Consider the following 12,029-nt stretch of genomic DNA (forward strand, 5'->3'; position numbering starts at 1 on the left):
ATATGAAAAAAATTGGAATTAACATAAACTCAAGTAAAGATTTTCATGGTGAGCAATTATATGAAATAATTGAGAAACTACAACAAGTTTTTCATGATGTTCATTTTGAGATCTTCAAAGATTCTATGGGTTTAGATGGTGAAAGAGCTGAAAATTTAAATTTTATCATTGTTTTTGGTGGCGATGGAACAATTCTTAGAACTGCTAGAAGTCTTGGAAAGAACGATATACCTATTTTGGGAATTAATATCGGAAACCTTGGATTTTTAACTAATGCTGAAATTGGAGACTTTGATGATATTATTGGTGAGTTATATAGAGATTCATATGAAATTGAAGAAAGAACTATGCTTAACTGTAAAATAAAAGATGGTGAAACTGATGAATTCATAGCACTGAATGATATAGTTATTGCTAAAGGAACACTATCAAGAATAGTTGAATTTTCAATAAGTATTGATAATAAATTTTATACTAATTTTACTGCAGATGGTATAATAATATCAACACCAACGGGGTCAACTGCATATAATTTATCAGCAGGAGGGCCGATTATTCATCCGGAGTTGGATGTTGTTGCTATTACACCAATTTGCCCTCACACGTTGTCAATGAGAACTATGGTTGTATCAGCAAATAAGGAAATTGTATTAAAGTTAAAAGGGAAAAACGAAAGTATATTTTTAACTGTTGATGGTCAAAATGTATACCAATTATCTGAAGATGATGAAATTATTGTAACAAACAACGAAAAGAGATGTAAGGTATTACGATTATTAAATAATGATTATTTTGACATTCTTAGAAGAAAAATCATGCATAAAAATAATTTTATGAAGGTGATAAAAAATGAAAGGTAGAAGACAGGCAACTATTATTGAAATAATAAAAAAATATGATGTTGAGACACAAGAAGAGTTGAGAGAAAAACTTTTAGAAAGAGGAATCGATGTTAAACAATCTACTCTTTCTAGAGATATTAAAGAATTAAGAATTATTAAGGTGTTATCAAAAAACAAAAGATATATATATGCTATTTCAGTTCCTAATAGTGATATAAAAAAAGAAAAACTTCTTGGTATTTTCTCCAATAGTATTTTAAGTATAGAGAAAGTAGATAAATTTGTTGTAATTAAAACTTTACCAGGAAGTGCTTCGGCAGCAGGAGAAATGATAGATCAGCTTGATTTTTTTGGGATTGCGGGTACAATAGCAGGCGATAACACAATGTTTATACTTCTTAGAGAAGAAGAAGAAGCTAATAAATTGGTTGAAGAAATTCATAAAATAATAAATGACTAATTTAAAATTTATTGATAAATGAGTTGTAGGAGGATACTATGCTTCTTGAATTACATATTAAGAACTTTGCATTAATACAAGAGGTCAAAGTGGGATTCAATGATGGATTTAATGTTCTATGTGGAGAGACAGGGTCAGGTAAATCAATACTAATTGATTCCATAAATTTTGTTCTTGGAGGAAAGTTTTCAAAAAATTCCATAAGAAGTGGAGAAAAGAAAACTTTTGTACAAGCAATATTTCTAATTGAAGAGGAATATATAAAAGATAAACTTAATAATATTGGAATTGAATATGAAGATTATTTGATTATTTCTAGAGAAACATTTAAATATGGAAAAACAATAACCAGAATTAATAATACTGCAGTAAATATATCAACCTTAAAAGAATTAGCAAAAAATATATTAGATATTCATGGACAGCATGATAATATCGAACTTTTAGATAGTAAAAAGCATATAATGTACCTTGACCATTATGGAGATTCGGAATTCATTGAGAAAAAAAAGAAATTTGAATATAAATTTAAAGAATATACTAATTTAAAAAATAGAGTAAATAAGTATAGGGAAGAAATTCAAGGTGCCAATAAGAGGATTGAATTTCTTAAATTTCAAATTGATGATATAGAAAAAAATGAATTAAAACCAGGTGAAGATATTGCTTTAAATGAGAACTTTAATACCTTAAACAATAGTGAAAAAATTAAAACTACTCTTGAAAATGCTTATGGCAAGCTAAATGGAGCTAATTATGGTGGAAGATCTATATACGATGATTTAAACAATATTGTTTCTGATTTTATAGAATTGGAAGAATGCTTTCCGAAGATTAAAGGTGTGAAAAATGATTTAAATGATGCTTTTTATACTATTGAAGAATGTATAAGAGAGATAAACAGTTTAAGTGGAGAAATTTATTTTGATAACAATGAATTAGATTGGATTAATGAAAGACTATACATAATTGATAGTATGAAAAAAAAGTATGGAGAAACAATAGAAGATATAATCCAATATAAATCTAAAATTCTTAAGGAATATGATGAACTTCAAAATAGAGATAATGAAATTGATGAGTTGGAAGAACAAATCCAAATTTTTGAAAAAGAATTAAAAATTTCAGCTGGGGAATTACACAATGATAGAATGGTTATAGGAAAGAGGTTAGCTGAAAAGGTTAATGATGAACTAAAATTTGTTGGGTTAGAAAAGAGTAACTTTGGTGTTGATGTAAGAAAACTATCAAAGTTTAATTCACTAGGAAATGATGAAGTAGAATTTGTAATTTCTACTAATCCAGGTGAACCAATGAATTCATTAGGAGCTATAGTATCAGGGGGAGAACTTTCAAGAATAATGCTAGCATTAAAATCTGTGTTTATTGATAGAGATAAAGTTTTTTCAGTTGTGTTTGATGAAATTGATACTGGAATCAGTGGAAAGATTGCTCAAAGAGTTGGAGAAAAAATGTATGATATATCAAAAAAACATCAAGTTTTTTGTGTAACCCACCTACCACAAATTGCTTGTATAGCAGATCACATATACAGGGTTGAAAAGAAGGTTGTGGAGAATAAAACATATACGAATATTGAAATTCTTGATAGTAATGAAAAAATTGATGAAATTGCTAAAATGTCAGGTGGAGATAATATTACAGAAGCTATAAAAAATCATGCTATTGAGATTATAAGATTAGCAGATAATAAAAAAAATAGAATAAATTAATTATATTAAGAAAAAATAAGACTATAACTATAGTCTTATTTTTTTGTCAAAAATTACAATAATCTATATGTAAGTTAGCGGTAAAATAAACCAAATAATTTATTTATTATATATCCCTAAATTCATTGGTTCTACTTCAAGTAATAATACAGAATATAGCTTGTTTAAAAAGGGAACTTTAAATGTATAACAATAATTTAATGGGGGGAATTCAATGAAAAAGAAAAGTATTTATAATTTTATAATAATGTTACTTTTGTTAGTTGTGTGCGCAGTATCTAGTGCTTACGAGTTATTACCTGATAATGTACATACAAAAAATTTAGATTCTTTCTTACAAAATAAAATTATTAAATATGAAAAAGTTAACGCAAAAGAAGCTAATGATAATAATTTGTATGATGCTAAATTGTTAGGTGTATTGAGTTTGAAAAAAGTTAATATTAATTCTGTATCAAAGGTAGAACTCTATCCAGGTGGTACACCAGTTGGAATTAAATTAAAAACTAAAGGAGCTCTTGTTGTGGCACTTACAGATATAAATGACAATGCAGTAGTTAAAAAAAGCCCTGCAGCTACAGCGGGAATTGTAGTAGGTGATTGCATTCTAGAAATAGATGGGAAAAAGATAAGTGTGGCTACTGATATTTCAAAGACAATAAATGAAAACCCAAAAAGAGTTCATAGAATTTTAATAGAGAGAAAAGGAAAGAAGAATTTAAAAAATATTAAGCCAATTAAGAGTGAGAGTGATGGTAAATATAAAATTGGAATGTGGGTAAGAGACAGTACAGCGGGCGTAGGAACACTTACTTTTTATCATGATAGCAGTAAAAAGTTTGGTGCCTTGGGACACCCAATAACAGATGTGGATACAGGAGAAATAATGAAAATTGAGAATGGCGAGATAGTCAATTCAAATATACTTTCTGTAAAAAAAGGTATGAGAGGTGCACCAGGCGAACTAAGAGGAATTTTTAATGAAAATAGTAAAAGTTTAGGTCAAATAAAGAGCAACACAATTTGTGGGATATTTGGAGAAAGTAACGCTAAAATTATTAATCCTATAAGTAGTAAACCGTTGCCAATCGGCTTAAAAGATGAAATCGAAGTAGGAAAAGCTCAAATTATAACAACCATAAAGGGGAAAAAACCAGCATTTTATGATATTCAAATTGAAAAATTACTTGATCAAAACGTAGCAAATGGGAAAAGTATGTTAATAAGAGTTACGGATGAGAAATTATTGAAAGAAACTGGAGGAATAGTTCAAGGGATGAGTGGAAGTCCTATTATACAAAACAACAAAATAATTGGAGCTGTGACACATGTTTTAGTAAATAAACCTGATGTTGGATATGGCATTTATATTGAGTGGATGATAAATGATGCTGAAATTTTAAATAAATAGTGGTAAATTTACTAAAAAGATAGTAAAATATAAGTAAAGGTAGTAAGATGCATATCTGAAATCTTTATTTATTTTTTTTATTAGGATAATAAGTAATGATTTAGCAATACAGGAATTTTATTAGAATAGAATGTGTACATATATTGAAAAACAGACTTTTATGATGTTTCAGCTAAAAAAATAAAAAAAAATATATTTATTTTTCCAAATAGAAGGAATTATAACTCAATTGTCGAATTTAATAATTGTTAGGATTTGGTATTTTGGGAAAAAAGAAGGGGGAAGTTCAAATGGATGACAACAAAATTAATGTTTTAATTGCAGATGATAATAAAGAATTTTGTAGTATTCTTAACGACTATCTATTAACTCAAAAGGATATAGTTGTTACAGGTATAGCTAGAGATGGATTGGAAGCTCTTAAACTAATTGAAGAGAAACAACCAGATTTAGTTGTATTAGATATTATTATGCCTCAACTTGATGGTCTTGGAGTATTAGAGAGATTAGGTAGTTTGAATTTAAGTTCATCACCAAAAGTGATTGTTCTTTCAGCTGTAGGGCAGGATAAGATTACACAGAGAGCTATAACATTAGGTGCTGATTACTACGTAGTTAAACCATTCGATATGGATGTGTTCACTAAGAGAATAAGACAGATGTTTAATAGTACAATATCTGGTGAAGGAAGTAGGGTGTCAAATACATTTGTAAATTCACAACCTGCTACTTTTAGAAATGAAGTTAGAAATGAACCATTCGATCTTGAGAGAGAAATAACTAGTATAATTCATGAGATTGGTGTACCAGCTCATATTAAAGGTTATATGTATTTAAGAGAAGCTATAAGCATGGTAGTTAATGATATTGAGTTATTATCAGCAGTAACAAAAGAGCTTTATCCAAATATAGCTAAGAAGTTCAATACTACAGCTAGTAGAGTTGAAAGAGCAATCAGACATGCGATTGAGGTTGCTTGGTCTAGGGGTCAAGTAGACACTATCAATAAGCTTTTCGGATACACAATCCACAATGATAAAGGCAAGCCAACAAACTCTGAATTTATCGCTATGGTTGCTGATAAGTTGAGATTACAGAATAGAGTAAGCTAAGTAGTTTTTGAGTAAGGTATATCAACGTATAACAAGGTATGTAATTAATTGGAAAACGTATCCGTAGACCAACTAATATCTTTTCATACCGACTAATATTATTATGATTTTAAAGATGCTTTTATATCAGTTTATGATATGGAGGTGTCTTTTTGTTTTGACAGCGAGTATATTCAGATTAATCAAATAGCTCGTGTAAGGCAATTTAAGACTTCAAGAAGACTAAAGGAAGATATAAGTGATTTCGGCTTTCAGAAGCTTATTAAAGCCATTGACACGACAAATATATTTGTACAAGTCAATGGTTTTTGAAAATGGTCTAACTGTTTTTTTTAGATGGAGTTTATTACAATAAAAAACTCAAGGAATAAATAAAATATCCTTGAGTTTTATTAAATACATATTATAATATAATGAACTTGATTGTTATTGATTATGTGAGTGTGCTGCTTTATTTCTATCATTCATACCATGTTTATCATGGGCACCTTTAGTTTGGGCATTATCTTTTGTGCTTCTATTTGGGTTTCTTGATGGTTTTTGTTTTGTCATTTCTATCTTCCTTTCATCTTATTTATGATTTAGCTGAGTAAGCAGTTCCACATCTTTCAGGTTCAACATGTTTTTTTTGCACGGAACTAAATTTTCCATCTTCTTTTTTGTTTTGCTTGGTAGCCTTAGGTTTGTTTTCACTTGTCATAGCTATCATCCTTTCATCTTAAGTTTTTAAAATGTATATTTATTACCTTAAAATTATGTTTTCCAATAGAAAGCTGAAATATTAGTGACATATATTTGATATCAATAGTGGAAAAGTTCAAGTGAAATAACATATGGAAAATTTAGAAAATTAAATCTTGTATTTACTATAAAACAAGGATAAAATAAATTTATTAGTAAATTTATTTTATCCAAAAAATTCTGCCTAAAGGGATTTTGTGGGGTTTTAATATATGTAGGAAGGATGATAAAAATGGAACTTAGAGAAAAAATCATAAATAAAGAAGATATTTTTAAAGGGAAAATTATTGATGTGAAAATGTTAGATGTTGAACTTCCTAATGGTAAGATGGCAAAAAGAGAGGTAGTTTATCATAATGGGGCTGTTGGAATTTTGGCGTTTAAAGAAGATAAGGTTCTAATAGTTGAACAGTATAGGACTGCTATAGATGATATTTTATTAGAAATTCCCGCAGGTAAGATTGATGGGGATGAAGATCCATTGGAATGTGCTCATAGGGAGTTAAGAGAAGAGACAGGATATATTTCAGAAAACATAGAGTATATTGGTGAGATTGTTACTTCAGCGGGATTCTGTAATGAGATAATAAAACTTTATTGCGCAACTGATTTGAAATATGTTGGAGATGATAGGGATGATGATGAGTTTTTAAATGTTAAAGAGATGCCAGTAGCTGAGTTAAGAGAGTTGATTGGAGAAGGAAAAATAATAGATAGCAAAACACTTTCTGCTATTTGTTTTTATGATAACAAGAATAAGGCATATTCAAATAAATAACTAGTCAGTTATACAGAAAGAAATTATCATTTATATCTTGATATAGAAAAAGTGTTGAACCTTCACTATTTTCTATATCAAGAATCATAAGGTAAATTTCTTTCTGTATACAAGTCTATTTTGTGAACTGCTTCATCCTTGGAACCCACTGATAGAACTACTATCAGTGGAACCCAACTCTTCACATTTCGCAAAATATCCGTCACATCTTTGACTTGTTATTTATTTTCATACGCCTAAAAAGTAATAAGAAAATCATTTCACACATAGTATATTAATAAATATTGTTTAAGGCATAGGTACTAGTATTTATTAAATATGTCTAAGTTAAAAGATAAAGTGTGAGGTGGGAAATGAACTATAGAGTAAAGAGTGGTGTAAAAGAAAAAATTATATTACATGTTAACAATAATATGATTTTTTATCTAATTGCAATTTTCTGTTTATGTTTTGGTATGGTAATAGGCATATATTCTGCTAAGTATATGGTAGGACAACAGAGAGAGGGATTAATTGAAGTTATAAATAGAAATGCTTCAGTTTTGAACGATGGAAGTATTAGCACATTACATTATTTTTTAGGAACGTTAAAAAGTAATCTTCAGTTTTTTTTGGTGCTTTTTGTTTTAGGTTTGACTGTAATAGGATTACCGCTTATTTATCTTGTAGATATATATAAAGGATTTACTCTTGGGTTTGCTTTCTGCTTTGTTACAAATAATTTTGGAACAAATGGATTGTGGTTATCTGTTATTGGGCTTATTATATTTAATATTATGTACATACCAATAATGTTATTTTCATCTGTACTTGCAATAGAAAACTCTATAAGGATTATTCAAAATGGAATTGGACAAGGTAAAAGTTGGTTTAAAGGAATTTTATCATATGGAAGTTATTATATAATAATAATATCTGTTATTATAGTGATAAATTTTATGCAATGCATGGTATTTCCATTATTATTAGCCCAAGTATAATTTGAAATTCGAATGAAAGCATGCGCAGCGTAATCTGCGCATTATTTTATTAAACTTTTTGAAAATAAAAAAAAATAAAAGTTTGTAGAGGAATTTAAAGATTTTTGTTGAATAATAACATTAAGCAAGTTAATTATTTTGAAAGAGGTGATGTCATGGCACTTATGGCTGAGTATATTAAATACATAAACAGCAAGAGCTTTACTAATAATACAAAAGAAGCATATATTAGCGATTGCAATATGTTTTTAAATTATGTTCAGGAACTTAATATTGAGTTTTATGACATCGATAACATATTGGTAATTAAATATTTAAATAACCTTAAAATGCAGAAAAAAGCAAACTCAACTATAACCAGAAACTTGAGCTCTATAAATAATTTACTTGGATTTATGTACAAGAAGAAAATTATTAAAGAACCTGTGAATACTGAGTTTGAGGTACCTATTAAGGTTAGACCAGTACCAGTGACTTTAACTGTTGAAGAGGTTGACCTATTACTTAATACACAAGATTTAACAACATTTAAAGGATTAAGAGATAAGGCTATGTTAGAACTTATGTATGCTTGTGGGGTAAAGGTTAGTGAACTTTTAAGCTTAAGTATATATGATATGGATCTTGACCGTAGACAAATATTCTTGAGAAAGAATAATCGAAAGACAAGAGTAATACCAATAGGAAAAATTGCATTGAAGTATCTTAAGGTATATATGAAAGAGAGAGAAAATTATCAGAAAAATACTAGTGATCTCGTTTTCTTTAATTTAAAAGGAAATAAATTGACAAGACAAGGTTTCTGGAAACTAATTAAAGAGTATAGTAGAGAAGCTAATATTGAAAAGAATATTAACACATATACACTTAGGCATTCATTTGCAATTCATTTAATTGAAAATGGTGCAGATATAACAGCTGTACAGAGAATATTAGGTCATAAAAATCTCATGGCTACAGCTATTTATAAAGATGTAATTGATAACTATAAGATTAAAGAAGTTTATGAAAATTCACATCCCAGAGCTAAATAAATTTAAATATATATATACACATAAGAAAGGAGTAAGAATATGAGTAAAAGAGCGATTATAATTGTACTGGATAGTGTTGGTATTGGAGCATTACCAGATGCAGAACTATATGGTGATAAAGGGAGTAATACAATAGGAAATATTAGCAAGAAACTAGGTGGACTAAAACTTAAAAATATGGAAGCTTTAGGCCTGGGAAATATTGATGATATAAAAGGAATTGATTCTGTAGATATGCCAAAGGGGGCTTTTGGTAGATGCGCAGAGGCTTCAAAAGGTAAAGATACTATTACAGGGCATTGGGAGATTAGTGGTGTAATACTTGAAGAACCATTGAACACTTATCCTGATGGATTCTCTGAAGAAATAATCAAAGATTTTGAAGAGAAAATCGGTAGAAAAATTATAGGTAACAAAGTTGCTTCAGGTACAGAAATAATAAAAGAACTTGGAGAAGAACATGTGAAGACTGGTTATCCAATAGTATACACGTCTGCTGATTCTGTTTTCCAAATTGCTGCTCATGAAGAGGTAATATCAGTTCCAGAACTTTACAACATGTGTCAGATAGCTAGAGATATGCTTGTAGGAGAGAGAAGTGTAGGAAGAGTTATTGCAAGACCTTTTGTAGGTGAAGTAGGAAGTTTCACAAGAACAGCTAATAGAAGAGATTATGCTCTTAACCCACCTATAAAGATGATGCTACAATACATGCATGAAGCTGGTCAGGGTGTAATGGCAGTTGGAAAAATTGAAGATATATTTAACAAACTTGGAGTAACTGATGCTGTTCATAATAAGAATAATATGAATGGTGTAGATAATATTATAGAATACATGAAAATGAGTAAAGATGGTCTTATATTTGCAAATCTTGTTGATTTTGATATGAACTATGGTCACAGAAATGACCCTGAAGGATATGCTCAAGCTTTATTAGATTTTGACAATAGAGTACCTGAAATTCTTGATAACATGGATGAAGACGATGTATTAATTATTACTGCTGATCATGGATGTGATCCAACAATGCCTGGTACTGATCATTCAAGGGAATATATTCCACTTCTTGTTTATGGTAACAGTATTAAAGAAAATGTTAACCTTGGCACAAAAAAATCTTTCTGTGATATTGGAAAAACAGTTTTAGATATGTTTAATGTTGACAACGATATCAATGGAGAAAGTTTTTATAAAGAGATTAGAAAATAAATTTTGATTAAGTAAATTTACAAATATAATGGAGGGTTTATAATGAATTACAAAAAGATAAAAGAGAGTGCAGAGTATATTAGAGGTATTATAAAGGAGACACCAGAAATTGGGGCAATTCTTGGGTCTGGTTTAGGAGCTATGGCTGATAACCTTGAAGATAAAGTAATCATTAAATATCAAGATGTACCTAATATGCCAGCCTCAACAGTACACGGTCATGCAGGTCAATTCGTATTTGGTAAATTAAATGGTAAAAATGTTGTTTGTATGCAAGGTAGATTCCATTACTATGAAGGTCATGCAATGGAGAGATTAGGAATGCCAGTAAACATCATGAAGGAATTAGGTGTTAAGGTACTAATGGTTACAAACGCTGCAGGTGGAGTAAACACTGAGTATGTACCTGGAGACTTAATGATTATTAAAGATCACATTAACTTTGCTTTCAATAATCCATTAATGGGAGCTAATGACGAAGAAATTGGACCAAGATTCCCAGATATGTCAGATCCATATGACCAAGACTTAAGAGACTTAGTTAGAGAGTGTGCTAAGGATATCGGAGTTAATGTAAAAGAGGGAGTATACACTATGATGACTGGTCCTACATATGAGACACCAGCTGAGATTAAAATGTTAAGAATTTTAGGATCAGATGCTGTTGGTATGTCAACGGTTCCAGAGGTTATAGCTGCAAAACATTGTGGATTAAAAGTAATAGGTATTTCGTGCATAACTAACATGGCTGCAGGTATTCTGGATCAACCGCTTAATCACGAAGAGGTTATTGAAACTTCAGCAAAGGTTAGAAAAGAATTCATCCAGTTAGTTGGGGAGATTGTTAAGAGAGTATAATTTGTTGTTAGAGAGAGAATAACATGTTGTTTGGAGGAGAGAGCTGTGGATTTAATAAAACAAATTATTGAAGCTAGAGAGTTCATTAAAAGCAAATATGATGGTAAGTTAGATGTAGCTGTAATTTTAGGGTCAGGGCTAGGGAAACTTGCTTCAGAAATAGAGAATAAGATAACAATAAAGTATAGCGATATTCCCGGATTCCCAGAGTCCACAGTAGCAGGTCATGCAGGGGAACTTATAATTGGGGATGTTAACGGAAAGAAAATCCTTGCAATGAATGGAAGATTTCACTTCTATGAAGGCCATGATATGTCTACAGTTGTATTCCCAGTACGAGTTATTAAATATCTAGGTGTTGAGAAGATTATCGTAACAAATGCTGCAGGTGGGATGAATCCAGAATTCGAAGCTGCTGATTTAATGCTTATTACGGATCATATAAACATGATGGGAGGCAATCCTCTTATTGGAGCTAACTATGATGAGTTAGGACCAAGATTCCCAGATATGTCTGAGGCGTATAACAAAGAGTTAAGAACACTTGCAAAAGGCTGTGCAAAAGAATTAGGAATTACTTTAAGGGAAGGGGTTTATGTTCCGGTAAGTGGACCAAACTATGAATCTCCTTCTGAACTTAAGATGTTAAGATTAATTGGGGGAGATGCGGTAGGTATGTCTACTGTACCTGAAGTTATTGCTGCAAATCATATGAGTATGAAAGTTTTAGGTATCTCATGTATAACTGATATGGCAATAGCAGAAGGATTAGAGCCACTAGAGCATAGCACTGTTGTTGCAAATGCTAATAGAGCTGCAAATAACTTTGTTTCATTAGTTAAAGAAATAATTAAAATGATGTAGTCTG

The 12,029-nt window shown here is 30.0% G+C and carries 13 protein-coding genes; 11 read left to right on the forward strand and 2 right to left on the reverse strand.

Annotated elements, in window-relative coordinates; all coding sequences use genetic code 11:
• The first annotated feature begins 2 nt into the window (after nucleotides 1-2).
• From KDK92_RS23770 to spo0A, 5 genes are all read left to right on the forward strand, one after another.
• Complete coding sequence (locus tag KDK92_RS23770; protein WP_250861919.1) at nucleotides 3-860, forward strand: NAD(+)/NADH kinase; 858 nt, start codon at nucleotides 3-5, stop codon at nucleotides 858-860.
• The gene (argR, locus tag KDK92_RS23775) at nucleotides 850-1,302 is read left to right on the forward strand and encodes an arginine repressor (protein WP_250861920.1); all 453 of its coding nucleotides are present in this window, start codon (nucleotides 850-852) and stop codon (nucleotides 1,300-1,302) included. The genes KDK92_RS23770 and argR overlap by 11 nt, the downstream gene beginning before the upstream one ends.
• A 38-nt stretch (nucleotides 1,303-1,340) precedes the next feature.
• Nucleotides 1,341-3,035: a DNA repair protein RecN gene (recN, locus tag KDK92_RS23780; RefSeq protein ID WP_250861921.1), complete on the forward strand. Its 1,695-nt coding sequence runs from the start codon at nucleotides 1,341-1,343 to the stop codon at nucleotides 3,033-3,035.
• 214 nt (nucleotides 3,036-3,249) lie between these two features.
• Complete coding sequence (spoIVB, locus tag KDK92_RS23785) at nucleotides 3,250-4,446, forward strand: SpoIVB peptidase (protein WP_250861922.1); 1,197 nt, start codon at nucleotides 3,250-3,252, stop codon at nucleotides 4,444-4,446.
• Between the two features lie 290 nt (nucleotides 4,447-4,736).
• Nucleotides 4,737-5,558 carry a sporulation transcription factor Spo0A gene (gene spo0A / locus KDK92_RS23790; protein ID WP_250861923.1) on the forward strand — a complete coding sequence of 274 codons (822 nt, stop codon included), beginning with the start codon at nucleotides 4,737-4,739 and terminating at the stop codon, nucleotides 5,556-5,558.
• Nucleotides 5,559-5,984: 426 nt separating this feature from the next.
• Here spo0A and KDK92_RS24715 read toward each other — a convergent pair whose 3' ends face one another.
• Both KDK92_RS24715 and KDK92_RS24720 read right to left on the reverse strand, forming a co-directional pair.
• Nucleotides 5,985-6,110, reverse strand: coding sequence for a hypothetical protein (locus tag KDK92_RS24715; protein ID WP_276576112.1), 126 nt, complete (start codon nucleotides 6,108-6,110; stop codon nucleotides 5,985-5,987).
• A 22-nt stretch (nucleotides 6,111-6,132) separates the two neighbouring features.
• Nucleotides 6,133-6,258: a hypothetical protein gene (locus KDK92_RS24720; protein WP_276576113.1), complete on the reverse strand. Its 126-nt coding sequence runs from the start codon at nucleotides 6,256-6,258 to the stop codon at nucleotides 6,133-6,135.
• A 273-nt stretch (nucleotides 6,259-6,531) separates the two neighbouring features.
• Between KDK92_RS24720 and KDK92_RS23795 the strand changes: the two genes are divergently transcribed.
• The 6 genes from KDK92_RS23795 to KDK92_RS23820 all read left to right on the forward strand — a co-directional run bounded on the left by KDK92_RS23795 (nucleotide 6,532) and on the right by KDK92_RS23820 (nucleotide 12,025).
• A complete protein-coding gene (locus KDK92_RS23795) occupies nucleotides 6,532-7,077 on the forward strand; it encodes an NUDIX hydrolase (RefSeq protein WP_250861924.1) in 546 nt (181 codons plus the stop codon).
• Nucleotides 7,078-7,430: 353 nt separating this feature from the next.
• Complete coding sequence (spoIIM, locus tag KDK92_RS23800; protein ID WP_250861925.1) at nucleotides 7,431-8,057, forward strand: stage II sporulation protein M; 627 nt, start codon at nucleotides 7,431-7,433, stop codon at nucleotides 8,055-8,057.
• Between the two features lie 107 nt (nucleotides 8,058-8,164).
• Nucleotides 8,165-9,091 (forward strand): tyrosine-type recombinase/integrase, encoded by a 927-nt coding sequence (locus KDK92_RS23805; RefSeq protein ID WP_250861926.1) that lies wholly within the window; start codon nucleotides 8,165-8,167, stop codon nucleotides 9,089-9,091.
• A 39-nt stretch (nucleotides 9,092-9,130) separates the two neighbouring features.
• The gene (locus KDK92_RS23810; RefSeq protein WP_250861927.1) at nucleotides 9,131-10,303 is read left to right on the forward strand and encodes a phosphopentomutase; all 1,173 of its coding nucleotides are present in this window, start codon (nucleotides 9,131-9,133) and stop codon (nucleotides 10,301-10,303) included.
• 42 nt (nucleotides 10,304-10,345) lie between these two features.
• Entirely contained in the window at nucleotides 10,346-11,161 is an 816-nt protein-coding gene (locus KDK92_RS23815; protein WP_250861928.1) for a purine-nucleoside phosphorylase, read from the forward strand.
• 45 nt (nucleotides 11,162-11,206) lie between these two features.
• Nucleotides 11,207-12,025: a purine-nucleoside phosphorylase gene (locus KDK92_RS23820; protein ID WP_250861929.1), complete on the forward strand. Its 819-nt coding sequence runs from the start codon at nucleotides 11,207-11,209 to the stop codon at nucleotides 12,023-12,025.
• The last annotated feature ends 4 nt before the right edge of the window (nucleotides 12,026-12,029 follow it).

It is taken from the genome of Oceanirhabdus seepicola (genome assembly GCF_023684385.1).
In the GTDB taxonomy this organism is placed as follows: Bacteria; Bacillota; Clostridia; order Clostridiales; family Clostridiaceae; genus Oceanirhabdus; species Oceanirhabdus seepicola.